The organism is Sphingobium sp. GW456-12-10-14-TSB1 (genome assembly GCF_059424385.1).
Window position 1 is genome coordinate 1,360,719 of sequence record NZ_JBWKZI010000001.1, and the last position, 24,295, is coordinate 1,385,013.

26 protein-coding genes are annotated in these 24,295 nt (G+C 62.1%); 5 read left to right on the forward strand and 21 right to left on the reverse strand.

All coding sequences use genetic code 11. The features are described 5' to 3' along the window. Positions 1–2 precede the first annotated feature (2 nt). The 7 genes from AC07X9_RS06625 to AC07X9_RS06655 form a co-directional block, all read right to left on the reverse strand. Positions 3–395, reverse strand: coding sequence for a type II toxin-antitoxin system VapC family toxin (locus AC07X9_RS06625; protein ID WP_086485676.1), 393 nt, complete (start codon positions 393–395; stop codon positions 3–5). Beyond that, positions 392–634 carry an antitoxin gene (locus AC07X9_RS06630; RefSeq protein ID WP_086485677.1) on the reverse strand — a complete coding sequence of 81 codons (243 nt, stop codon included), beginning with the start codon at positions 632–634 and terminating at the stop codon, positions 392–394. The genes AC07X9_RS06625 and AC07X9_RS06630 overlap by 4 nt, the downstream gene beginning before the upstream one ends. 123 nt (positions 635–757) lie before the next feature. Beyond that, positions 758–1,225 (reverse strand): hypothetical protein, encoded by a 468-nt coding sequence (locus AC07X9_RS06635; RefSeq protein WP_086485678.1) that lies wholly within the window; start codon positions 1,223–1,225, stop codon positions 758–760. A 120-nt stretch (positions 1,226–1,345) separates the two neighbouring features. Further along, entirely contained in the window at positions 1,346–2,104 is a 759-nt protein-coding gene (locus AC07X9_RS06640) for a PRTRC system ThiF family protein (protein ID WP_086485679.1), read from the reverse strand. Beyond that, positions 2,094–2,753: a PRTRC system protein A gene (locus AC07X9_RS06645; protein ID WP_086485680.1), complete on the reverse strand. Its 660-nt coding sequence runs from the start codon at positions 2,751–2,753 to the stop codon at positions 2,094–2,096. Before AC07X9_RS06645 ends, AC07X9_RS06640 begins: the two co-directional genes overlap by 11 nt. Next, positions 2,750–3,568, reverse strand: coding sequence for a PRTRC system protein B (locus AC07X9_RS06650; RefSeq protein WP_086485681.1), 819 nt, complete (start codon positions 3,566–3,568; stop codon positions 2,750–2,752). The genes AC07X9_RS06645 and AC07X9_RS06650 overlap by 4 nt, the downstream gene beginning before the upstream one ends. Before the next feature lie 7 nt (positions 3,569–3,575). Continuing rightward, positions 3,576–4,457 carry a hypothetical protein gene (locus AC07X9_RS06655; protein ID WP_254908056.1) on the reverse strand — a complete coding sequence of 294 codons (882 nt, stop codon included), beginning with the start codon at positions 4,455–4,457 and terminating at the stop codon, positions 3,576–3,578. Positions 4,458–4,533: 76 nt separating this feature from the next. Here AC07X9_RS06655 and AC07X9_RS06660 point away from each other — a divergent pair, with 76 nt between their 5' ends. Next, entirely contained in the window at positions 4,534–4,737 is a 204-nt protein-coding gene (locus tag AC07X9_RS06660) for a hypothetical protein (protein WP_176342112.1), read from the forward strand. A gap of 5 nt (positions 4,738–4,742) precedes the next feature. Here AC07X9_RS06660 and AC07X9_RS06665 read toward each other — a convergent pair whose 3' ends face one another. From AC07X9_RS06665 to AC07X9_RS06680, 4 genes are all read right to left on the reverse strand, one after another. Then, positions 4,743–4,949 carry a PRTRC system protein C gene (locus tag AC07X9_RS06665; RefSeq protein WP_086485683.1) on the reverse strand — a complete coding sequence of 69 codons (207 nt, stop codon included), beginning with the start codon at positions 4,947–4,949 and terminating at the stop codon, positions 4,743–4,745. Positions 4,950–4,991: 42 nt separating this feature from the next. After that, positions 4,992–5,420, reverse strand: coding sequence for a PRTRC system protein E (locus AC07X9_RS06670; RefSeq protein WP_086485684.1), 429 nt, complete (start codon positions 5,418–5,420; stop codon positions 4,992–4,994). 37 nt (positions 5,421–5,457) lie between these two features. Continuing rightward, a complete protein-coding gene (locus AC07X9_RS06675; protein ID WP_086485685.1) occupies positions 5,458–7,083 on the reverse strand; it encodes a PRTRC system ParB family protein in 1,626 nt (541 codons plus the stop codon). Between the two features lie 278 nt (positions 7,084–7,361). Further along, positions 7,362–7,568, reverse strand: a complete 207-nt coding sequence (locus tag AC07X9_RS06680; protein WP_086485686.1) for a hypothetical protein — start codon at positions 7,566–7,568, stop codon at positions 7,362–7,364. Positions 7,569–7,923: 355 nt separating this feature from the next. Here AC07X9_RS06680 and AC07X9_RS06685 point away from each other — a divergent pair, with 355 nt between their 5' ends. From AC07X9_RS06685 to AC07X9_RS06700, 4 genes are all read left to right on the forward strand, one after another. Continuing rightward, complete coding sequence (locus tag AC07X9_RS06685; RefSeq protein ID WP_086485687.1) at positions 7,924–8,679, forward strand: Ros/MucR family transcriptional regulator; 756 nt, start codon at positions 7,924–7,926, stop codon at positions 8,677–8,679. A gap of 258 nt (positions 8,680–8,937) precedes the next feature. Next, positions 8,938–10,461 carry an IS21 family transposase gene (gene istA, locus AC07X9_RS06690; RefSeq protein WP_086485527.1) on the forward strand — a complete coding sequence of 508 codons (1,524 nt, stop codon included), beginning with the start codon at positions 8,938–8,940 and terminating at the stop codon, positions 10,459–10,461. Continuing rightward, on the forward strand, positions 10,451–11,257 hold the full coding sequence (gene istB / locus AC07X9_RS06695) for an IS21-like element helper ATPase IstB (RefSeq protein ID WP_069338825.1): 807 nt from the start codon (positions 10,451–10,453) through the stop codon (positions 11,255–11,257). Before istA ends, istB begins: the two co-directional genes overlap by 11 nt. A gap of 343 nt (positions 11,258–11,600) precedes the next feature. Then, positions 11,601–11,807: a hypothetical protein gene (locus AC07X9_RS06700; RefSeq protein ID WP_254908057.1), complete on the forward strand. Its 207-nt coding sequence runs from the start codon at positions 11,601–11,603 to the stop codon at positions 11,805–11,807. A gap of 59 nt (positions 11,808–11,866) precedes the next feature. Here AC07X9_RS06700 and AC07X9_RS06705 read toward each other — a convergent pair whose 3' ends face one another. The 10 genes from AC07X9_RS06705 to AC07X9_RS06750 are packed head-to-tail and all read right to left on the reverse strand — an operon-like array spanning position 11,867 to position 24,287. Further along, positions 11,867–12,532, reverse strand: coding sequence for a TetR/AcrR family transcriptional regulator (locus AC07X9_RS06705; RefSeq protein WP_176342113.1), 666 nt, complete (start codon positions 12,530–12,532; stop codon positions 11,867–11,869). A gap of 12 nt (positions 12,533–12,544) precedes the next feature. After that, complete coding sequence (gene fabI / locus AC07X9_RS06710; protein ID WP_086485691.1) at positions 12,545–13,318, reverse strand: enoyl-ACP reductase FabI; 774 nt, start codon at positions 13,316–13,318, stop codon at positions 12,545–12,547. Further along, positions 13,315–14,514, reverse strand: coding sequence for an acetate/propionate family kinase (locus AC07X9_RS06715; protein ID WP_086485692.1), 1,200 nt, complete (start codon positions 14,512–14,514; stop codon positions 13,315–13,317). The genes fabI and AC07X9_RS06715 overlap by 4 nt, the downstream gene beginning before the upstream one ends. Continuing rightward, on the reverse strand, positions 14,511–15,923 hold the full coding sequence (locus AC07X9_RS06720; RefSeq protein ID WP_086485693.1) for a bifunctional enoyl-CoA hydratase/phosphate acetyltransferase: 1,413 nt from the start codon (positions 15,921–15,923) through the stop codon (positions 14,511–14,513). Before AC07X9_RS06720 ends, AC07X9_RS06715 begins: the two co-directional genes overlap by 4 nt. A gap of 2 nt (positions 15,924–15,925) precedes the next feature. Beyond that, positions 15,926–17,680, reverse strand: coding sequence for a PHA/PHB synthase family protein (locus AC07X9_RS06725; RefSeq protein ID WP_086485694.1), 1,755 nt, complete (start codon positions 17,678–17,680; stop codon positions 15,926–15,928). Next, a complete protein-coding gene (locus tag AC07X9_RS06730; RefSeq protein WP_086485695.1) occupies positions 17,677–19,194 on the reverse strand; it encodes an efflux transporter outer membrane subunit in 1,518 nt (505 codons plus the stop codon). Before AC07X9_RS06730 ends, AC07X9_RS06725 begins: the two co-directional genes overlap by 4 nt. Positions 19,195–19,196: 2 nt before the next feature. After that, on the reverse strand, positions 19,197–20,324 hold the full coding sequence (locus AC07X9_RS06735) for an ABC transporter permease (protein ID WP_086485696.1): 1,128 nt from the start codon (positions 20,322–20,324) through the stop codon (positions 19,197–19,199). Beyond that, entirely contained in the window at positions 20,321–23,101 is a 2,781-nt protein-coding gene (gene rbbA / locus AC07X9_RS06740) for a ribosome-associated ATPase/putative transporter RbbA (protein ID WP_025291872.1), read from the reverse strand. The genes AC07X9_RS06735 and rbbA overlap by 4 nt, the downstream gene beginning before the upstream one ends. Then, positions 23,098–24,075, reverse strand: coding sequence for an HlyD family secretion protein (locus AC07X9_RS06745; protein WP_025291871.1), 978 nt, complete (start codon positions 24,073–24,075; stop codon positions 23,098–23,100). Before AC07X9_RS06745 ends, rbbA begins: the two co-directional genes overlap by 4 nt. Continuing rightward, positions 24,072–24,287, reverse strand: a complete 216-nt coding sequence (locus tag AC07X9_RS06750) for a hypothetical protein (RefSeq protein ID WP_140159573.1) — start codon at positions 24,285–24,287, stop codon at positions 24,072–24,074. The genes AC07X9_RS06745 and AC07X9_RS06750 overlap by 4 nt, the downstream gene beginning before the upstream one ends. Between the last annotated feature and the right edge of the window lie 8 nt (positions 24,288–24,295).

A 24,295-nucleotide genomic window follows, 5' to 3' on the forward strand; every position in this document is an offset into this window, starting at 1 on the left:
GTTCAGTCTTCCCAATTCTCGAAAGAAAGCCCCTCGACGCGGGAAAACTCGCGGATATTGCGGGTAATCACGGTGTACCCGCGCGCAAGCGCCTGGCCCGCGATCAGGGTATCGAGCGGCCCGATGGGTTTACCTATGCGGGCCAGGTTCGTTCGAACCTCTCCGGCGGTTCGACTATCTGCGCGCGCGAAGTCAACGACCTCGAACCGCAAGGCCCCGATCCGATCCAGATTCTCCTGGACTCGCGCGCTGTTGAACGCGCCGAAATAGAGTTCGTGCATGACGATCGACGACACGACGCAATCGAGCGTGCTGTGCCGCTCGAGATTCTTCCAGACCTGCTTATTTCCCTTGAACAGCGCGATGATTGTGTTGGCATCGAGCGAAAACGTCATGCATCAGGGTCCATGGCGTCGCGAATTTCGAACTTCTGCGGCGCGTTGACCGCGGCCTCAAAATCCTCGTCCACCGGTCCGACCAGCGCCTTGAGCCAGTTCCAGTCGGATGAGATCGGTTCAAGGATGACGGCATCTCCCTCCCGTCGAATGTGAACCTGATCCCCCTCGAAGCGAAACTCCTTGGGCAGACGCACGGCCTGGGAGCGGCCGGTCTTGAATATCTTGGCGATTTCCATGTTCACCTTTCAAAGCCTTTGGTATGTATCGAAGATATATACCATGCTGCGCGGCGTACGGGAAGTGCCGACATCTCGTCCTCCGCCTTGAATACCGTTCCTGAAAGGGTGAAGCAGCGGCGATCAGGATTTCTCGCCCATCGGACCCCAGCCCGGTTCGCTGTGCGGGGGTTCATTCTGAGCCGGTCGTTCACTCGCCGAGCCCTTCAGCAGCGCGTGAATCAGCCGTTCTTCCCTCTTGCTAATCGAATGACGCCGGCGATCGCGCTCGATTTGCTGTCGCACGGATTCGGCGTTGTAGGCCGGTGACTTCTCGCTTGCCGTTGTCTCCGACCAACCGCCGGCGGCGCTGATCCAGACCATGCCCAAGGCGCCGGGCCTCACCTCCGTCTCGCCGCCGGATTGCGTGACGGAACCCCGGACGATCACGCAACCCGGGTCATTGATGCGCCGTGGTGATCGGCCTCCGAGCACGATCAGGTCGTCGAGGCCGCCCGGCAAATGGACCGTGTCCCCGGTATCGACCGCCGAGACCAGTTCGCGACCGATGGTGTACCGAAGCGTCCAGCCATTCTCGGTGATGTGCGGCATACGCGGTCTCCTTCCATGAGGTTGTCGAGGTCTGCGCTCCCCCCTTGCCATCCGACGGGAAAGCGGCACCGACGACGGCGGATATCCTTGCCGTTGATGGTGGCTGATCGGGCGTTTGCCTCAGCCGCGCGGCGGCAGCGGGATCGGGACGGCTTGTCCGCTGGCGAGGTTGATGAAGGCGCCGGCGTGGCGGATCGAGCCACGGCCGAGGAGATCGAACAGCAGCGAAAGAGCATGGCTCGCCAATACACGATTGACGAACAGCGACTGGCGTTCGAGCGCCTCGGCGACCGAGCATGATGGTGCGTGGTCGTCTGCCGTGCTTTCATCGGCGAGTTCCGGAAAATACTCGAGCGCCGTCGGAAGACGCGGGCCAGCCTCGCCGTCCCCACGCACCGGGCAGCCGATCAGATATTGTCCATCGGTCGCGCGGTTTCCCAGGTCCATCCAGTAGAACGGAGGCGCCCTGCTCTTCGTGATCGCAGCGCCGAGCGCGCGCCGGGCCGACGCTGTGTCGACGCAGGTGATGAGGATGTCCGTATCGTCGACGCCGGTCACCGCGGGCGCGCGACCGTGAATGGCGTTCCAGGATAGGCCATGCGCGAGGTTGATCCGTTCCGTCAGCGTGCGCGCTTTAGAATGTCCGAGGTCGCACCGATAGAATGGCTGGCGACCGAGATTGGCTTCGCTCACGGTGTCGTCGTCGACCACGGTGACGTGCAGCGATCGGGAAGAGATCGCGCGTAGCGCCGTGTCGAGCGAGGCGAGCCCCATCAGCATCTGGGCGCCGTTCCCGCCGCAGCCGGCAAGCAGGATCTTGATCGGGCGATTATCGAAGGCGGCTGGAAGATAGTGGCGGTCGCCGGTGTCAGGCTGCATGGGGTTCTCCTGAGAAGGGACTGCGCGGCAGGGGCACGAACATGCCGCAGGCGCAGAGGCGTGATGTGATCTGCGCACCGTCCGGCTCGTCGAGCTGGCCAACGACGAGTGCGATCTTCGTCGCAAAGGCGTCGTCGGCATTGTCGGTGGCGCTGAAATAGGCCGGTCCGGCTGCGTGGCTGTGGATGTCGCAGATCAAGTTCCAGCCTAGCTGCGGGACCGGCGATCGATAGACGAGCCGCGACGGTGTCGCCTCCTCGCTGTCGGGGAAATGCAACGCGAAGGCCCTCGTCTCTTCGTTCCAGAGCACGAAGGCGGCCGCTTCGTTGGGGAGTGCCGCGCGGAAGTGATCGAGAATCTCCTCGAGAAGCTCATGCGGGATCCGTCCGCACAGGAGATCGGCCCTTGGTTCGCCCACGCTTCCATAGGGGACATAGGCGGAGATCGGCGGCGTGACGGGAATATCGAGCGCGAGCCAAGGCCGGCGCAGGACCAGCATCACGCCATCGTTGCCGATCGCGAAGCCGTGTCCGGCGCTCGCGTCCCGGAGCGCGTCGAGGGCGGGGGATCGCCCATGGGGCGGGACCGGGTGGCAGGGTATCGCGGCGAGCACCGCGGCCGCTGTCGGGTCGTCGGCGAGCAGGGTCATCGCCGTACGCTCCCCGCAATAAGCTTGCCGACCGTCAGCGGGGCGGCGGCCGCGCCCCGTGACCCCTGCCGGATGCGAAAGGGCCTGAGACGCTTGACCGGAAAGCGGCCGGCCCGGCGGGCGGCGAGATCATCCCAGAGCCTGACCAGCCCGCCTTTGCCTGTCACGGTCATTTCCGGGCCGGGATTGGGGTGCGTCGACCAGGACGCGAACACCGCCTGCTCGAAGTCCGGGATGGATGCGATCGCCAGTGATTTCGGCTCCGGGATATTCCCCCAGCAAAGCCGTCCGTCGAGATAGACGTTGAGGACCGGCGAGTGCAGCAGCTCGGTATCGGCTGTGGGACGCTCATCGCTCGGGAGGGCATAAACGCCGAGATTGGAGCGGGTGGCGACGAGCAGGTGCGGCGGATATGGGACCGGGAGGACGGTTCGTTCGGACAACACGCGGAGACCGGCGGGCGGGTTCGACAGAGCGAAGTAGGCGGAACGCACCTGCGCCGGAATCCACCATGCGAGCATGTCAGGATGGGCGACCAGCACGTTGGCCGGCAGTATCTCGGGCAGGACGGTCCGGCCCAGCGCCTCGGTCCATTGCCGCAAGTGCGCACGCGTCAGCGGCGCTCCCGCAGCGATCGTCGACTGGCCTTCGGCGTCATGCTCGACCGCGTGGATGCTGGCAAAGGCCGGCGCACCCCGTCGCATCGCTCCGTGGGAATTTGCGGCGCGCGGCGCTTCTCGCCGGTAGAGCAGGATGGCGTTGGTCAGCACCATGCCGCCGCCGCTCGCTTCGAATTGGGTGCTATGGTCGGGCATGTCGGCCTCACAATTTGGTGGGATCGAGTTCGATGAGGGCCTGGGCGACGAGCAGGAATTGCGCGCCGAGCCGCAATGATGTGAGCCAGTCGTCGATCCGGCCCGAATCCGGCAGCGGGCAAAGTCCCGCGATGTCCATGAAGCCCATTTCCATGCCGTGACGGCCGACATCGTCGAGTTCGGGCGCGAACTGCTCTGTGGGTACGAGCGTCAGCGGCGGCAGTGACGAGCATTCCTCGAAGCCGGGGACGTATTGGTAGATGAGATCGATGTCGCAGTGCCAGGCATTGCGTTCCGGTTGCAGGCTCTTCAAAGCCCGACGGGCATCGTGGAGACTGCGCAGATTCTGTCGCAGGCCGGTCGGGAGTTGCGCCGACCGCGCGGCGTTCGCCGTGATCATCCAATCGGGGCGGCGGGCATTCATCGTGGACGGCAGCGGCTGCTCCTCAAGATCGACTTCGTCCGCGCCATGGTAGTCGATCAGAGATTGACGGGCGCCCTCGTCGTCCGTCTCCCCGTCCCAATAGTACATGGCGATTTGCTCGAAGAGATCCTGGTATCCGAAGACTGGAAGCACGCAGCCCAGACTTTGCTCGAGCGCATGATAGGCGGCGGCGCGCCAAGCGATCGGAGCATCGCTGGTCTCGATCCACCCGAGGTCCATCTGTCCCATGCTGTCACAGACGATGGCGATCGCCGGCGAGTCGCCTTCCTCGCCCTTCAGGACGGTCATCCGCAGATCGGCAAGATCGAACGGCGCGAGAATGTCGAGCACTGCCGCGCGAAAGACCTGTTCGATGCGTATGCGGGCCTGCGCGCGGGTATAGCGCCTGGGCGCCGTTTCGCGGGCGGCCGCCCAGGCGCCGATCAGCTTGTGATGGGGGCCCAACGGGCCGTCGAACAGGGTAGGAACATCGTCGCAGATCGCGACGGATCGTCCCGCAAGATCAGCCGAGGGGCGGGAGGTGAAGCCACGGCGGCGGCTCGAGCGGCTCGCGTCCTTCGTCCGTTCGGCTTTCCGGGCCGAGGAGCATTCGCGCGTGGAGGGCCTGGATGCGGGCGTCGCAGGCGGGCGGGGTGAAGTCGTTCGTGTCGCCATCGTCGAACTCGATCCATTGGAGGAGCGTCTTGCGGGGAGCGGCCGGGATCGCCGCGCGCCTGTCGCGTGACATGGTCAGCCCTTGGTGCCGACGGCGCGACGATATTCGGTGACATGGGCAGTGCCCGACACGCCGGCGTCCACCATCTCGGCGTTGACTATCGCCGGAAAGAGCGTGGCATGGTAGGCACGCAGGGCCGCTAGGTCATCGGCGAGGTGCGGCGGGACCGGAAGGTCGATGCCGTCATATCTGTAGGTGCGGGTAAGACGATTGATCTGCATGGGTGCCTCCCGGCTGATGTGAGAATGGTCGAGAAAATCCCGTCAGAAGAGCGTAGCGGGCTCGTCCGGCTTGGCGTCGGGTGGCGGACTGGTACGTACCGGCACTTCCGCGGCGCTGGTGGGCGAGGTCGTTTTCGACGCTGCAGCAGCTTTCGCCTTGGCCGCTTCGGCGGCGGCGGTCCTGGCGGCCTCGGCGGCCTGCCGTTGCTCGGCGAGCTGATCGGCGAGCGTCTTGCGCGTGGCGATGAGTTCGCCGAGCGCGCCGTGCGGCCCCTTGGCGAGTTCGGCGTCGATCTCTGCCGCGCTGCCCGTGATCGAGATCGGCCGGGCCTCGCAGGCTTCGAGCTTGGCCCCCGCGCCTTCCGCCTTCCGGGGAATGACGGTGAGCGTGACAGTGTCGTCGGGGCCGGCAACGAGGTCGAGCCCAAGCGAATAGCGGGTGAGCAGCGGAAGCAGGCTTGCAATCAGCATGACGGTCAGTCCTTGTGCTGGAGAGGGTGGAATCCGGTCAGGCGGCGAGGTCGGCGTCTGGGAGTTGGGCTTGCGGGGCGGCACGCGTGGGGGGCGCCCCATAGGTGCTGTCGAGGGTCATGGCGCTCGGCAGCCGGCCGGACCAATCGAAGCCGATCGTATTGAGCATGCTGGTGATGAGGTCGGACTTCTTGCCGGCGAGGCGCTTGGCGAACGCCTTTTGGCCCATATGGGCGATCAGGCCACATTCGCGGGCGATGAACTTCAGCTCTTCCTTGGTGTACCGGTCGAGGAATGCCTGATCGACCTTCCAGCTATCGCGCAGGTCGACCTCGAAGACGTTCGCGAGGTCGGCGACATGGCCGAATGTGACCACGTCCTTCGCGTAGGCGGCGCCGATGACGGCGAGCACGATTTGCGCCTGCCGGTCGGGCAGGTCCCGGATCGTCGCGATCTGGGCGCCGTAGTCGAGGTCGGGGAAGGCCGCACCGACCAGCAGGCCGGCACGCGACGTCAGGGTGTCGGCCTTGATCTGCGACAGCGTGCCCGACATCGCCGCGACGAGGATCGTGATGTGCGCGTGGCTGGTATTGCTCGCGAGCGCGCGGGCGAGCGCGGTGCGCCAGGTCGCTTCGCGAAGGTCGGCGGTGCGGCGCGCGATGGATTCCGCGGTGATGGCCGGCTTTTGCACCGATGCCGCACTGCCCGCGGAAGTTGCCGCGATCGACGGCACGGATGCACGCGAACCCGTCGTTTCGTCAGCCGACGGCAGGGTATCGTCAGCATCATCGACGTCGGTTTCGTCGGCGGGGCCATCCTGCTCGTCGTCGTCGGCATGGTCGATGGTGACAGGTACTGCGGCCCTTGCGGCCTTGGCGGCGCGTTCCTCTTCCTCGAAGCGTATCGTCTCGGCGGCTTCGGTCTTGAGCTGGAAGCATGTCGGATTGGTGCAATGGCCCTCGTCGACATGTGTCTCGAACAGCGCGCGCTGCGTTCCGGAATTGAACGGGCAGGTAATGCATTCGGTCTTGTCGAAGCAGGCGCCCGCGAGGTTCTGCGTGACGCGCATGAGCAGTTCGCGCGTCTTGCTTACGTCGAGGCCGGCGGTCAGGATCGTTTCTAGGGCCTTGTCCTGCTTGTCTGAGGGTATGGCGGCGAGGAGCTCGGCATGTCCGACCTTGATGCGGCGCTCATCGAGCGCGAGCTTGACCGCGTCGGAGAGCTCGGCCAGCGCCAGACGACGATCGAGCTTGGTGCGGGACCAACCAAGCCGCCGCGCGGCCTCGGCGCGATCGCCCTGGCACGCTGCGAGGTAGCGGACGGCGGCATCCGCCTGCTCCGTTTCAGAAGGATCGTCACGGTCGTCATTCTCCGCGATCGCAGCCTCGAGGGCTTCCTGATCCGTCATCACGCGGATCACGACAGGCACCTCGCCATCGGGGCCAAAAGCTTCCCGCGCGGCACGCCAGCGGCGTTCGCCGGCGACAATGGAAAAGACGTCGTCCTTTGGACGAAGCAAAAGGGGCTGGAGCACGCCGCGCAGGCGGATCGACACGACCAGCTCGTCATGCTTTTTCCGGTCGAAATAGCGGCGAGGGTTGTCCCCCTTTTCGATCCTCGAGAGCGGCAGTGTGGTGGGATAAGGCGTTTGTTGTGCGTCCATGGCTTATCTCCTTATGGAATGTGGCTGGCCGTCCATCGGGCGGCGCTTGCGCCGGCGGCGGTCCGCGCTGTCGATGGCGAAGTCGCGCGGACCGGTGTCGGTCAGTTCATCGAGTGGCTGGGATGACGGCAATCTCGATCCGATCACCCCTACGCTCCCCCCTTCCCTCCTGTTGGCCGAAGCCTTTGGAGGCGGGGCAGTCGTTCTCGAAAAATGGGTTGAGCTTCCCCGCGCCGGGAGTGCAGATCTCGCGCGTCGCGCGTCACTGGCGCCGTTGATTATTGCGTGATGACGCGGCGGGTCAGGTTGGGGATACGATCATTGTCATAGGGGCTGCTGACCGACATCTCGATCGCGTCGCGCTGAGCGCGATACCAATCGGTGGCCTCGACCTTGTAGGTCTCGGTCGCATAGGGTTCGCCGCCGCTCGAGAATTCGATTTCGACGGTGAAGCTGTGGAGGTCGATGTGGGAAGATGCGTCCATGGTGACTTCCTTTCAGAATGAAAAGGGCGGCTCCGACCGAGGTCGAAGCCGAGCGTGAGCCGGCGTTGGAGCTAGGGGCGATGCTGCCGCGATCCGCAGCTGATTGAGTGCGATCAGGCGGAAGAGTTCGGAACACATGCGAGCGGGCCTTCGCCGCCGATGGCTATCGGGCGGAGAACGATCCCCCGTGGGTATTCGTCAGGACGATACTGGCCGGCCCAATCACCACGCCAACCATGACCACCCTCCTCCCCTCCCTTTTGACTTGCGCGTTGAATATCGGCACTTGTCGTTTACGCTTGCGCAATTGAGCCCTGCTCAAGACCGCTATTTCCAGCCAGAAGAAGGATGTTGCATGGCCGAGACCGAAGAAGCGGGTGTCATGTCTTTGACCGTGACGTTGCTCAGCGCCTATTTTGCGAACAACACCGTTCCGAGCAGCGAACTGCCTGCACTCGTCGAGGGGACACGACGAGCCCTGCTGGGCGGCGAACCAGTCGCTGCCGCGGTGCCCGAGGTGAAGGCGGAGGAAAGCGCAGTCGAGCCCCCTGCTCCCGCGCCTGAGTTCAGGCCGGCCGTAACTGTGGAGGAGAGCCTCGCCTCGCCCGACAAGATCCTGAGCCTGATCGACGGGAAAGCATACAAGGCTCTCAAGCGTCACCTCTCGACGCACGGATTGACGCCGGCCGAATATCGAGCGCGCTATGGTCTGCCTGCCGACTATCCGATGGTCGCGCCGGGCTATTCGGCGGAACGGCGCGAGGTCGCGATACGGCTTGGATTAGGTGGAAAGCGCAAGAGCGTATCGCCGCCTCGCGTGTCGGAACCCGAAGCCGCGCCTGCAAGTGCTGCAGAAGAGCCGGTGACGGTTGCTGTCGAGGCGGCTCCGGCCAAGCCTGCAACCGTGCGGCGCGCTCGTGGAAAGGCTGCGCCGGCGGAACCCGCGGGGGTCACGCCCAAGGCTGCCAGGCGTAAGGCGGGCAATCGCGAAACCAAGCCTGTTGCAGCCAAGGCCGAACCGAAACCCAGACGGAGCAGGGCATTGAAGGCCGGCGGCGCTGCAGCGACGCTACCGGATGCAGCGCCCGTCGAGGCGCCTGCGGCCGGCTAGCTCGCCAGGCTCATCACTCCCTCCCCGCCCATTCGCAGCACGTCGTTCCAATCCTTGAAGCCTGCCGGCGGGTATTCGGTCTCGATGGTACGACCTGCCATCGCATAGGCTTGGAAGGCGCTCGCCGCGCCGATCTCGCCCGCGATTGTTGATTTCCACTGAGAAGTGACCCGGGTAGGGCGTAAATTTCCACTGAGAATTGACCCATGTTGAACTCGTCCCTGGCTTTGGCAAGCGAGGGTATATGGAGTGTTGGACATGGCGTTATTGAGCGTTATCCGGCGCTGGCATTTTCGCGATCATCTACCGATCCGAGAGATAGCGCGGCGCACCGGACTATCACGCAACACGATCCGCAAATATTTGCGGTCCGAGACGATCGATCCGCGATTCAAGGTGCCTGATCGACCAAGCAAACTGGATCCATTTGCTGAGCATCTGGCGGCCTGGCTGCGGCGCGAGATGGGCCGATCGCGCAAGCAGAAGCGCACGATCAAGCAGTTTCACGCCGATCTGGTGAGCCTGGGTTATGAAGGATCCTACAACCGGGTTGCCGCTTTTGCTCGGGACTGGCGCGAAGATTATCGGCGCCAGCAACAGATTGGCGGGCGTGGGACATTCGTGCCCCTGTCGTTCGCGCCGGGGGAAGCTTTCCAGTTTGATTGGAGCGAGGACTGGGCAATCATTGCCGGGGTTCGGACCAAGCTGCAGGTCGCGCATTTCAAGCTCAGTTACAGCCGGGCATTCATCGTGCGCGCCTACCTTCTGCAAACCCATGAGATGCTGTTCGACGCCCATAATCACGCCTTCCGCGTGCTGGGCGGCGTGCCGCGCCGGGGTATCTATGACAATATGCGCACGGCGGTCGACAAGGTCGGGCGTGGTAAGGAACGCACCGTCAACGCACGCTTCCTGACGATGGTCAGCCACTATCTGTTCGAAGCCGAGTTCTGTAACCCGGCTGCGGGATGGGAAAAGGGGCAGGTCGAGAAGAATGTCCAGGATGCGCGGCACCGTCTGTGGCAACCCACGCCGCAGGCCGAGAGCCTTGATGCGCTGAACCTGTGGCTGGAGGAGCGCTGCAAGGCGTTATGGGAGGACATCTCTCACGGGATCGAACCCGGGTCGGTTGCCAATGCCTGGGCCGATGAATCTGAGTGTCTGATGGTTGCGGGCAGGCCCTTCGATGGTTTTGTGGAATATCGCAAACGGGTATCGCCGACGTGCCTCATCCACTTTGAGCGCAATCGCTACAGCGTACCGGCCTCTTTCGCCAATCGCACTGTCAGCCTGCGCGTCTATCCTGATCGCTTCCAGGTCGTCGCCGAGGGGCAGCCAATCTGCGCGCATCAGCGCATCATCAACCGCTCTCACGACGGTCCAGGTCATACGGTTTATGACTGGCGTCATTATCTGGCGGTCGTGCAGCGCAAACCCGGCGCCCTGCGCAACGGAGCGCCCTTCCTTGAGCTACCCGATGCGTTCCAGCGTCTGCAGCGACATCTGTTGCGCAATCCTGGCGGCGACAGGGAAATGGTCGAAATACTGGCGCTGGTTCTTCATCATGATGAGCAACTGGTGCTGACGGCGGTCACCATGGCGCTGGAGGCTGGCGTTCCGACCAAGACCCATATCCTCAATCTGCTCTATAGGCTGGTCGACGGAAAACCGATCTCCACGCCGCCGGTGACGGCGCCCCAGGCGCTCAAGCTGGTCAGCGAGCCGATGGCCAATGTCGAACGCTATGATGATCTGCGCAAGGAGAAGCGTCATGCGTCATGACCCTGCCAGCGGCGCCATCGTTGTCATGCTCCGCAGCCTCAAGATGCATGGCATGGCGCAGGCCGTCACCGATCTCATGGAACAGGGATCTCCAGCCTTCGAAGCCGCCATCCCGATCCTCTCCCAGTTGCTCAAAGCCGAGACAGCAGAACGGGAGGTTCGGTCTGTGGCCTATCAGCTCAAGATCGCGCGCTTCCCTGTCTATCGCGATCTGGCCGGCTTCGACTTTACCAGTAGCGAGGTCAATGAAGCTCTGGTGCGTCAGTTGCATCGCTGCGACTTCATCGACATCGCCGACAATATCGTGCTGGTCGGCGGTCCTGGCACCGGCAAGAGCCATGTGGCAACCGCGCTGGGCATCCAGGCCATCGAACATCATCGAAAGCGCGTCCGCTTCTTCTCGACGGTCGAACTGGTCAATGCGCTCGAGCAGGAAAAAGCACAGGGCAAGGCCGGTCAGATCGCCAATCGCCTCCTGCACTCCGATCTCGTTATCCTGGATGAGCTTGGATATCTGCCGTTCAGTGCTTCAGGTGGCGCGCTGCTCTTCCATCTGCTGAGCAAACTCTACGAGCGCACCAGCGTCATCATCACCACAAACCTGAGCTTCAGCGAATGGGCCACCGTGTTCGGCGACGCCAAAATGACCACGGCGCTTCTCGATCGGCTTACCCATCACTGCCACATCCTGGAGACCGGCAACGATAGCTTCCGCTTCAAAAACAGCTCTGCCAAGCAGGCCAGAACCCAAAGGAGAAAACCACGGGTTGACCCACCCATGACACCCGAAACATAATCCGCAGACGGGTCACTTCTCGATGGAAAACCCGGGTCACTTCTCAGTGGAAATCAACAGCATGCCGGCAGCCAACTCGCACGGACCAGGCTACCTTGCATTGATCAGCCTCTCGGGGGAAAAACGATAGCGGTCACCCGCGCAGCAAAGGGAAGGAGCGGGCAAAAGGTCCGCCAAGATTATCCACGGGCGTCCACTGAACCCGCTTCACCCCCCGTGCCAAGCATAGCCTTTGACAGAATGGCAGAACACCCGATCTGAACACGTCACTGGATGAATACCGGTTTAACCTGTGCTAAGATCCGGCGAGAGGTGTGATATGGTATATTTCACGGAGCGAGTTTTGACCGGGGAACTGGTGACCGCAAAAGATTTGCTCATCCGCGCCTTGGCGATCCTCGACAAGCAGGAAGAACATCAGGTAGCCTATAAAGTTTGCGAAGCGATTGAGAGACTGATCGGCGCGCCAAGTACTCTCGAGCAATGGTATCAAATGACCGGTCGAAATACGGATGGCTCGCCAAAGGATTTGCGGCAGGTCTGCAAATAGTTTGAGACGCAAGACATCCAAAACGAATCCGAATGGCGGATAGCCTTTATCTCGGACTCTCACTCATGGAGTTTTGCAAGGTCGGGGTGGACTGCTGAAACGATACCAGGCGTAAATAGCCGGGTCAGGAAACCGGCGAGATCGCCTGCATCATAGACGCCACTCCGAAAGGCCGCGAAGATGGCTTCGGTCCCGCTAGCGAACAATACCGATATGAGGATATGGCGTTTTATCGGCGATAGTCGGTCGATCTCGATCCGTTCGCCCACGTCGGTTTCAATGTCTAAGAGCATTGCCTCGATCTGCGTTGCGCCGAACAAGCGCGAGCGGATGTGGTGTTGGTTCAGTTCAAAGAAGGCGGCCCCTCCTTTCATTGGCAGGATTAGGTTCATGAAAGCAAGATAGGCCTCGAAGAGCATCACTTCGAAATCACCGGCCCCTGCCCTTGCCGCAGCTGTTTCCTCTCGGATTCGCCGGATAAGCCGGTCCACGATCTCGTCAAACACCGCCTCTTTACTGCCGTAATAATTATAGAAACTGCCCGGCGAGACCTGGCTCTCGGCGACAATGTCACGAACCGAGGCGGCATCGAGTCCTATGGTCGAGAATATCGTCCAGGCAGCAGCTTCGATCTTCTCCCTGTTCTGTGCCCGTGTCGTCTCGCGCTTTTCGGAAAGAGCGTAAGCTCCCTTGCCGGTCGATGCGCGACGCACCTGCTGGACCATCCGCGGAGCCATTCAAGCCATCAGATGCTGGCCGGCATCGACCGGAATGATCGTGCCGGTGATGCGGCGGGCGGCATCGCTTGCAAGGAAGGCGGCCACCGCGCCCACATCCTCGATCGAAACGAGCGTTCCTTGCGGCGCAGTGGCGGCCGCACGGTCCAGTAGCTCATCGAACCGGCCGATCCCGCTGGCCGCACGGGTCGCGATGGGGCCTGGAGAGATGGCGTGCGCTCGGATCCCCATGGGCCCCAGCTCTGCGGCAACATAACGGGTCGCGCTCTCAAGTGCTGCCTTGACTGGTCCCATAAGGTTGTAATGTTCGACAACTCGCTCCGATCCATAGAAGGTGACGCACAGCAGGCAGCCCCCGTCTGTCATCAATGGCTCAGCCAGTCGGGCCATGCGCAGGAAACTGTGGCACGAGACATCCATGGCGAGCGCAAATCCGTCGGCAGAGCTATCCACGACCCGGCCGTGCAAGTCTTCCTTGGGGGCGAACGCGATGGAATGCAGCAGGAAATCGAGACCGCCCCATCGCTCATGCACTTGCGTGAAGAGTTCCTCCAACTGCCCGGGCTCGCGGACGTCGCACGGCGCCAGCCACTCGACCCCCAACCGCGTCGCTACCGGTTCCACAAAAGGCTTTGCCTTCTCGTTGAGATAAGTCGCCGCCAATCTCGCCCCGCAATGCGCGAACGCCTCAGCGCAGCCGGCCGCGATGCTATGCTCATTGGCGATTCCGATAACGAGGCCGCGCTTGCCCGAAAGATCAACGAGAGGTTTCACGAGTCCGTTCCCTGCTCATGTTCAAGAAGATTTGACGTGTGCATTGCAATCATGCGCTCCTCGTCGGTGGGGATGACCCGGACCGTCACGTCGCTGTCGGATCTGCTGATTACGTCCGCTCCCGACACATTCGCCCCCTCGTCGAGCCTAACACCGGCCCATGCCAGGCGGGCGCAGATCGCCGCCCGAATGATCGGGTCGTTCTCGCCGATACCGGCAGTGAAGATGATCCCGTCGAGCCCTTCCAACGATCCGATCAAGGCACTTGCTTGCCGGGCCGCGCTCCAGACAAAAAGCTCGATCGCCTCGGCCGCGTGCGGATCAGCGCTGGCATGAAGTGCGCGCATGTCGCTCGACACGCCTGATACACCCAACAAACCGGACTGACGATAGAGGAGGGATTCCACTTCTCCCGCGCTAAAGCCTTCCTGGAGTTGGAGATGCACGACTACGCCCGGATCGATCGAGCCGGTACGCGTGCCCATCATCAGGCCGTCGAGTGCCGTGAACCCCATGGTCGTGTCGATGCTAACCCCTCCGCGCATCGCACACATGCTCGCGCCGTTGCCCAGATGCGCGGCAAGCACCCTTCCCTGGGCCAGTATCGGGTCCAGTTCCCGCAAACGCAGGGCGATATATTCGTAGGACAGGCCATGAAAGCCGTATCGACGGAAACCTCTGTCGCTTAGCGCGCGAGGAAGGGCCAGGTGAGAAGCAATGGCCGGCATGGCGTGATGGAAGCCCGTGTCGAAGCAGGCTATCTGGAGCAAATGGGGTGACTTGCGGGCTATTTCGCGGATAGCGGCAAGATTGTGAGGCTGATGCAGAGGTGCAAGCGAGCAAAAGGCATCGAGTTCGCCAAGGAGCGCGGCATCGACCCGCTGCGGTGTCCAAAAGCGGCTTCCCCCATGCACGACCCGATGGCCGACGGCGACAACCTCATGCCGATTGAGATGGGTAGCAGCCCAATCGTAGAGTTCGTCGAGCAACGGCTCATGGGTCAGGCCAGCGCCATCCATCCACTGCTTTTCGAGAAGCACTTCACCCTCGTCCGAACGGATGAGGATGCGAGGACTAGTGCCGATCCCCTCGAGCTTTCCCCCTGCCACATGGCGTGGTCCATCTGGCCCAAGCGTATAGAGGCCAAACTTTATACTGGAGGAGCCTGAATTGAGGCTTATGATGGCGCGGGTCATGCCGGAAGACCTGGCGCAGCTTTTGTTCCTGCAGCGGCGAGAAGTACGGCAACCGCGCAGGAGGCCAGGCGCGTGCGCAAGCTATCCGCCCGACTGGTCAGAATGATCGGCACGCGCGCGCCAACCACGATTCCCGCTGCGTCGGCACCACCAAGGAACGTGAGTTGCTTGGCAAGCATGTTGCCTGCTTCGAGACTGGGCACGACAAGGATTTCCGCCCGTCCCGCAACGGGGGAGACGATGCCCTTCTCTCTCGCCGCAGCGGCACTGATCGCATTATCGAAGGCGAGCGGCCCGTCTAGCACGCCGCCCGAAATCTGACCGCGATCGGCCATCTTGCACAGAGCCGCCGCATCAAGAGTGGAAGCGATCGCCGGATTGACGGTCTCAACGGCTGAGAGGATTGCGACGCGTGGTTCACTTATGCCGATCACATGGGCAAGGTCGATAGCGTTGCGGATGATGTCGGCTTTCTCATCAAGGGTCGGCGCGATGTTGATCGCCGCGTCGGTGATGAGAAGAGGCGTAGGATGTCCCGGCACATCCATCAGATAGACATGGCTGACGCGCCGCTCGGTCCGTAGCCCGGTCTCTCGGGCAACGACCGCGCCCATCAGTTCGTCGGTATGGAGGGAACCCTTCATCAGGAGTCTTGCCTCACCACCGCGAACCAGTTCCACCGCTGCGGCGGCTGCGGCATGGCTATGAGGCGCCGGAACTATTCGAAACGCGCCGATGTCCTCCCCGGCTTCCTGCGCAGCCGCCAGAATGCGAGCTTCGGGGCCGACGAGAACGGGTAAAATGAGACCGGCCTGTGCCGCTTCGGCGACCGCCTTGATCGCCGCTGCGCTGCAGGGATGGACGATAGCGGTTGGGACGGCACTCTTTCCCGCGGCAGCGTCCATCAGCCTTCGATATCCGTCATGGCCGGAAAGCTGGATGTCGGGAAGGACCGCACGCGGACGTCTTATCTTCTCGATGGGCGCCTTGACGGTCGCAATGCCCGTGATGACGTCCTCGCCGTCCTGGTTGGTGCAGCGGCAATCGAGGGTGAGAATGTGATGCTTGTCGTCCTTCGTGGAGACTTTGACCTGCGCTGTAATAGTGTCGCCCAGTCCAACGGGCCGTACGAACCGCAGCGACTGGTCGAGATAGATGGTGCCGGGGCCAGGCAATTGCGTTCCCAGCACAGCCGAGATCAGTCCTCCACCCCACAGGCCGTGGGCGATGATGCGATGGAACATGTCGCCCGCGGCGAACTCCGGGTCCAGATGGGCGGGATTCACGTCCCCTGAAGCCAGGGCAAAGAGTTGGATTTCGCGTTCGCCCAGCGTTCGTGACAAGCTTGCCGTCTCGCCAACGGCAATTTCATCATATGTGCGGTTCTCGATCATTTCAGGCGCGGTCATAGTCATTTCTCCAGCACGTAGCTGCCGGGAGCATCGAGGATCGGGGCATATCCCTTGTCGCTCGCTCCCAGGGGCGGCGGCGCACCGGCTTCCCCCGACCGCACACCCAGCCACTCGCCCCATGCTTCCCACCAGGAGCCGCCATGATCTTCTGCCTGCAACAGCCACTCTTCGGGCGAAAGGGCCGGGTCACCGTCACGCCGCGTCAGAAGCCGATAATGGCGATGGTTATGGCCGGGCTCCGATACGATGCCTGCGTTATGGCCGCCATTGGTGAGCGCGAAGCTGATCTCGGCGCTGGTTAGCATATGGATCTTGTGGACCGAGCGCCATGGCGCGACATGGTCGGTTTCAGTGCCCACCACGAACATGGGGAGTCGCAGCGCTGACAGGCTAATCGTCCGATTATCGACCTTGAAACGCCCCTCTGCCAGATCGTCCTTCAGGAAGAGTTTCCGCAAATATTCACTGTGCATGGCGTAAGGCATGCGTGTACCGTCCGCATTCCAGACCATCAGATCGTTCAAGGGCGGCCGGTTGCCCATCAGATATTCGTTCAGGACTCGAGACCAGACGAGGTCATTGGATCGCAGCATCTGGAAAGCCCCGCCCATTTGGCTGCTGTCGAGATAGCCACGTTCCCACATCATGCTATCCAGCAGGTTGAGTTGGGCTTCGTCAATGAACAGGCCCAACTCGCCCGGCTCGCTGAACTCGGTCTGCGCCGCCAGCAGAGTGAGCGTAGCAAGCCGATCGTCCCCGTCCCGCGCCATCGCGGCAGCGGTGATCGCGAGAAGCGTCCCGCCAAGACAATATCCAAGCGCGTGAATCTTCTGAGCGCCCGTTATGGCGCCGATCGCCTCTAGCGCCGCCATCGGGCCGAGCAGCCTGTAATCGTCCATATCGAGATCGCGGTCGGCGCTGCCCGGATTATGCCAGGATATTGCAAAGACCGCATAGCCCTGCCCCACCAACCACGAGATCAGAGAGTTGTGCGAGGACAGATCGAGAATATAATATTTCATGATCCAGGCTGGAACGACCAGCACCGGCTCGGGGCGGACATTTGCCGTGGTGGGTTCATATTGGATGAGTTCTATCAGGCGATTTCGGTAGATGATCTTGCCCTTGGTGGCGGCAATATCCTTTCCAAGCTTGAAGTCCGCAACGCTGCTGGACGCAGCACCACGCGCCATATCCTCCAGGTCAGTCAGAAACAGGTGTGCGCCTTCGACAAGGCACATGCCTCCCGTTTCCACAATCCGTTGTTGCAGCACTGGATTGGTCGCCGCGAAATTGCTCGGCGCAAACATGTCGAGTATCTGTCGCATCGCAAAGGACGTCACCGCCTCATGATGGTCGCTGACACCGGATACGCCGGTCGTTGCCGCATGCCACCATTGCTGCATCAGCAGGAACGACTGGGCGATCGCGCTGTAAGGAGGCGTCTTCCAGGCCGGGTCGTCGAAGCGATGATCCTGCGGCAGCGGCTCAATCGCGGGATGGTCGGAAGCGCTGCCATGGGCCAGATAGTCGGCCAGCCGGATATATTTGCGCGCGCCCTTGGCGAAAAGTTCCAGGCGATGACCCGGCGATGCGGCAAGATGCAGGGCCCAGTCGGAAAAGGCTTGCGCAATTGTGACGGGCGAAAGGCCCCCCGTCATGCTGGCGATCGCGGCGAAAGCGGCCCGGTCGAAGGTCTCCGCGAGGCCATCGAGCGGATCCGGGGCGGAAGCGGTGCCGGGGCTGTCGATCATTGTGGGGAACTCCCTGATGAATCATGCTGCTGTGAACTGTCGGCTCCGCTCATCGCTATTGGCGATGCCCCAGCGCCCCAGCCGCCAGCGACGGCGCGGTATAGCTGGACAGTGGCCGTACCCTGAGCAATCCGTGCCTGTTCCATCCTGTCGAGGTCCGACAGGGCATCGAGCCTGGCCTGAAGGACGTCTCCAAGGGGCACGCGTCCGGCTTTGTAGAAGCTCGCCGCAAGCTCCGCACGGTTCTCAGAGAGATCGCGCGCATGATCAAGTCCGCTCAGGCGTTGGTCCAGACCGGCACGGAAACCATATGCCGTCTCGACCTCCTCTAGGGCGTTGAGCATCGCGCGGTCCTGTGCCGCGAGCGCAGCCGCCAGTTCCGCGTTGCCTGCGGCAATTCGGCCGCGCAGCAGACCGCCCGTGAAGATCGGAACGCTCGCTTTGACGCTGACGAGCCCGAGCGAGCCTCCAAAGCCCGGGAGACCCGACAAGCCGATCTGGCCGTTCTGACCCATGAAGCTGATACCGAAACGTGGCATAAGATCGGCCTGCAAGCTTTTAAGCCTCGCGGCCCGCGCCTCGACGATCAGCATTCTCGCGCGGACATCGGGGCGGCGACCCAATATGGTCGAGGGGAATTGGCCGGATGGAGGCGGCGGCACGGCGATCTGGACGCCCGTCGGCATCTTCGGCAATTGCTCGGGCAGGTCACCGGCGAGTACGGCGAGCCGCCTTTGTCTCGCATCGATCAGCGACATTATCGGCGGGCGGGATGCCTCCAACGAAGCCAGCGCGCCTTGCGCCTTGGCCACATCCATGGCGGTTGCCTGTCCCGTTCGCTGGCGCGCCGACGCATAATCGGTCAGGCGCCGCGCGACAGCGATACTCTCACCAAGAAGGGCAAGCCGACGCTGCAGACCGGCCCATTGCTGATAATTTTCGACGACATCACCTATCACGACCAACCGGACACCATCCGCCAGGCTGGCCGTGCTCTCGGCAAGAGCGTGCGCCGTGTCGACATCGGCATGTCGGCCACCGAATATGTCCGGCTCCCATTGAGCGCCGAGGCCGATCAGATAGCCGGTTCCGGTCTTCCCGCTCGTGTAGGGTTGGAGCACAGACCCCAGCGCGCCATCGATGTCGGTGTCGCCGGCATTTACCCAAGCAGCACCACTCGCTGCAATCGAAGGATACAGAGCGGATTCCGCGACCGACACAAGCGCCCTGGCCGCTCTGACGTGCGCCTCGGCGACGCGGACATCGGCATTGCTCGCCAGGGCCCGATCGACCAGTGCATCGAGATATGGATCCTTCCAAAGGGTCCACCACCGATCAAGGTTCCCTTCAGACGCCTCATTTGCAGCGGGAGCGTCCAGCCGCTGCGGAGCCGTGATCCTGGCCGAGGATGGCGACAGAGGCGGCGCAGACGCGCAAGCTGCCAGCGCCAGTACTGCGGAGCCAAGGGTCAGGCGCTGCAGGAGTCTATGGATGGTGTCGTTTCGGATATGCATCGTCACCCCTGCCGCGCCAGCATCGTGCGGAACCGTTGAACTGCCAGGGTGACGAAAAGGGCGCCCCACCCGCAGATCATGAGCAGTTCACCCAGCACCGTCTGCAATCCCGCTCCGCGATAAAGGACAGCCTGCGACAGGCTCACGAACTGGGTCGTTGGCAAAAGCCTCGCGACCGTCTGCACAGCGACCGGCATGCTCTCGAGCGGCGTCGCCGCTCCAGAAAGGAGATAGGCGATCGCATAGACGGGCACCGCGAACAGACCGAATTGCGGCATGCTGGGCGCCATGGTCGCCATCCACATGCCAAGCGATGTCACCGAGAAGAGGTAAAGCATCATCGCAGCCACAAAGAGCAGAAGCGATCCTGCAAGCGGCACACTGAGTAAACCGTGCACAACGAACCATAGCGACGCGATCGACGCCACGAGAATGACCAGACCATTGGCCAGTATCTTTGCGAAGGCGATCTCGCTCGCACGGACAGGCATGACCAGCAAATGCTCGATCGTGCCGTGTTCACGCTCGCGAATCACCGCCGCGCCCACAAGGATGATCGACAATACCGTCACATTGGTGACGATTTGCATGACCGAGGTGTACCAAGCCGACTGCGAGTTCGGATTGAAAAAAGTCTGGCTTGTCACCTTGATTGGCAACTGTGCAAGCAAACCCTGCGCGTGCATAAAATCAAGCACCTCAGCGGCAAAAATCTGTTGGAAATAGGATGCGCCCAAGCCTGCCTGGGTCATCGCCGTCGCATCGACTAGGATCTGCACAATCGGCCTGCGCCCCGCCAGGACATCCGCCTCGAAGCGCGGAGGGATTTCAATGACGAAGATATAACGCCCCTCGTCCATTGCGGACGCGACATCGCCGCGCGCGATGTCCACGGGCGACTTGAAATAAGGCGGTCGCACGGCGTCTCGCATTCGTCGCGACAACTCGCTGTGATCATCATCGACGATAGCGACCGAGGCGTTGGAAACTTCTGCTTTCACGCCTGACGCGACAAGCTGGATGGCTATGGTGAAAGCAAACACGATGAGAACGATCAACGTCACATCCTTCATGACGCTGCGCAATTCCTTGGCGCCGAGCAGCCAGACATTGACGAGCCAGCGCGTCATGTCTCCTGTTTCCTGAGCATGAGGCGCGAGCCGATTATGAAAAAGAGCGCAAATCCCGCCAGTGCCAGATAGGCCTGCCCGAAGCTCGCAATGCCAAGGCCCTTGGTGAAAGTACCGAGGCTGACGACTTGGAACCAGGAAGAGGGGAAGCCGACGCCTACCCAGTAGCTGCCGTCGACGAGGGTCGAAACCGGATAAAGAAGTCCGGAGAAATTGACCGACGGAATAAGGCAGATGAGCGCGGTCGCGAAAATCGCGGCGACCTGCGATCGCACGAAGGTCGAGATCATCATGCCGAGTCCAGTCGACGCAAGCACAAAAAGCAGCCCGCCAATCGTCAATGCGATGAAGGAGCCCTTGAGCGGGACGTCGAGCAAGAGGATGATAAGAGCCACCAGGCTGAAGTAGCTCCCCATGGCCAGCGCCGCATAAGGCGCCTGCTTGCCGATCAGGAAGGCGCCACTGCCCGCCGGGGACGCATAGAGGTTGGTGATGGACCCTATTTCCTTCTCCCGCACGATACCGAGCGCGGTCAGCATCGCAGGGATCAGGATCATCGTGAGCATGAGCACGCCGGGCGTGATCGCATAGATGCTGCGGAAATCCTGATTGTAGATGAAGCGTGGTTCGATCGATGCAGGCAGCCCGACGGCGACCGGAACCTGCGCAGAGGCCAGCATGTCAAAAACATAGGCGAGGATGATGGCATCGGCATAAGCCCGGATGTTCGAGGCCGGAAACGGGCTGGCCCCGTCGATCAGGACAGCAACCTCCGGGCGCCGGCCGGCAGCAAGATCGCGCCCAAAATCGGGCGGAATATCGAGTATCATCTGCACATGCCCTGACCGCAGAGAGGCACGTGCCTGCTCTTCACTCACGGCAGGAGGCGCTTCAACAAAATAGCGAGAACCCTCGAAGCGCCGAACTAGATCACGACTGGACACAGTCTGGTCGTGATCCAGCACACTCAATCGGACATTCTGAACATCGAAAGAGATACTGTAGGCACAGACGCACAGCAGAATGATCGGCCCCGCCAGGGCGAATGCCATCCGGATGCGGTCACGCGTCAGTTCGGTGGCTTCCCGCCGGGCGAAGGCCCACACGAAGGAAAACCAGATCAGGACGCCCCCTCGAGATCCCACTGTCTGCGAAGGGGCGTCCTCCCGTGCCGACGCCATCGGCACGGTGCCCGGATTGGCAGCTGGCGTTACCTCATCGGCATTTTCTTCCAGCAGGGCAATGAAAGCGTCTTCAAGATTATCGGCGTGGCGCTGGAACGTCAATTCGGCCGGCGCTCCAACTGCCAATACCCGACCACGATGCATGAGCGATATCCGGTCGCACCGTTCCGCCTCGTTCATGAAATGGGTTGAGACGAAGATCGTCACCCGTTCATCACGTGACAAGCGCAGAAGATGGCCCCAGAACATGTCGCGCGCGGCCGGGTCAACGCCGGAGGTCGGCTCGTCGAGGATCAGGATTTCGGGTCGGTGGAGACATGCGGCCGCCAGTTGCAGGCGCTGGCGGATGCCGAGGGGCAGCGCAGCGGGCACCGCATCCGCATGCTCGAGCAATGCGAACTGCTCCATCGCTTCGTTCACCAGGACAGGCGCCTTGTCGCCCCCCACTTGATAAAGCCGCGCATGCAGCAACAGGTTCTGCCGAACAGTCAGCTCGTCATAGAGGGAGAACGCCTGCGACATATAGCCGACCCGCATCCGGGTCTGCATGTCGCCCGGCGTGATCCTATGCCCGAACAGGCTTGCTGAGCCGCTGGTGGCGTCGAGCAGCCCCGTCAGCATCTTCATCGTCGTCGTCTTGCCGCAGCCGTTCGATCCCAGGAAACCGAAAATCTCTCCGCGGCCGATCCGGAAACTCACATCGTCGACGGCGACGAAATCACCGAAACGGCGCACCAGGTGATGCGCTTCGATCGCCGGCGCTTCACCGCTGTCTTGCCAGGGAGCAACCGCCCGTAATTCGCCGGCGGGCCGCTTCTCCTCAGGAAGCAGACCTATATAGGCCTCCTCCAGGTTCGCCGCTCCGGCCCGCGCCAGGATTTCGCGCGTCCTGCCCTGCGCAATGAGGCGACCGGCATCCATCGCCACGAGATGCTCGAACTGCTCAGCTTCTTCCATGTAGGCGGTGGAAACGAGGACCGTCATACCCGGCCGCTCCTTCCTCATCGCGCCGACCAGTTCCCAGAACTGGCGCCGCGAGAGGGGATCGACGCCGGTTGTCGGCTCATCGAGAATGAGCAGATCCGGGTCATGGACCAGCGAGCAGCAAAGCCCCAGCTTCTGCTTCATTCCTCCCGAAAGCTTCCCCGCCGGCCGGTCGGGAAAGGGAGCGAGCCCTGTCGCATCCAGCAAGCGCTTCATGTGCGCGGCTCGCTCTGCGGCGCCGAGACCGAACAACCGACCGAAGAAGTCGATATTCTCAGAAACAGACAGGGTGGGATAGAGATTACGGCCAAGCCCCTGAGGCATATAGGCCACCCGATTGAGAAAGGCGGTCCGATCGCCACCTCGCTTGAGATCGAAACCAAGAACGCGGACCTGTCCTTGCTGGACGCGCTTCACGCCCGATATGAGGCCCAAAAGCGTCGATTTGCCTACGCCATCGGGCCCCACCAGGGCGACAGCCGCGCCGCGCGGCAATTGCAGCGACACGTTTTCAAGAGACCGGACCTGGCCATAGCGATGGCCGACCCCCTCGAGCACGATGGCACTGTCAGGCGTGCCTGCGGGATCGATGAGACCCGACCTTGTCATTGGTGCAGGGACGCCAGATCGGGCCAGGGTCGACGGCGATCGGTGCGTACATAGCCTTCGGCGGTCATGCCTGCCTTCAACAGGCCTGCATATTGTCGAGCGACCTCAGCGGATATCTGCAGCTTGACCCTGTAAGACAGATTATCCCGCTCATTTGCGGTCTCTACGAACTTGGGTGTGAACTGCGCTTCGGGCGACACAAAAGTCACGCGAGCAGGTAAGGCTTTGTTGGTCCCCTGAGGCACGATCCTGGCCTCGTCGCCGATGCTGACCCTCGAGGCGACGCCGGAGGGCAGGAAGATCGTCAGATAGACGTCCTCAGTATTCACGATCGATATGAGCTTGCCGCCTGGGGCCATCATGGTTCCCGGCTCCACAATCCGATACTCGACGACCCCGGGAGCGGGAGCGCGGATATGCAGATCTTCCTGTACGGTAGATACTTGCCGGATTTGCGCATCCGCCTGCGCAAGTGCGCCCCGTGCTTCGCTGATTCCGCCACCAGCCGCAGCGACCGCATCGGCTGCGCCGGAAAGCGCCAGCCTACGTTGCTTCAACTCAACATCAGAAACCATTTGGCGTGAATGGAGATTGACCGTCTCCGACCAGTTGAGCCTTGCGAGATCCGCCTGGCTTTGATGAGCAGAATGTTCGCCTTTCGCCCTCGCGAGAGCGCCGAGCGCTCTCTCCCGCGACGCCTTCGCCCCGTCGAGTTGGGCCATGACATCGGCAGCATCCTGCTTCGCGACGATCTGGCCAGCGCGGACGCTGTCGCCTTCATGGACCAGCAGCTCTACCAATCTGCCGGGATATTTGACGGCCACGTCAGTGCGGGTCATCTCGATCCGCCCGTTGCTTCTCTCAATCCACTCAGGAAGCGCGTCACGGCGATCGAGATAGCGCCATGCGAGATAACCGCCTGCAAACAGCGCGGCGATCGCAACAACCGCAATGACGAAACGAGTTCGTTTCATCCGCGATATCCACGCCGTGCTATGGCACCAACAACACCATTTTGCTGCGTCACATGGAACTCCAACGCCGGAGGAACGGGCCAGGCTTTTGCAGCCTCTGAATCGGCCTGGATTGCGACATCCCGGATTTTGCCGCCACCAACCTCCAACGTTGGCACCGACCCATCCATCTCTCCCACACCAATGTCACCAATAAATGACAGATTCGTCAAGTTTTCAG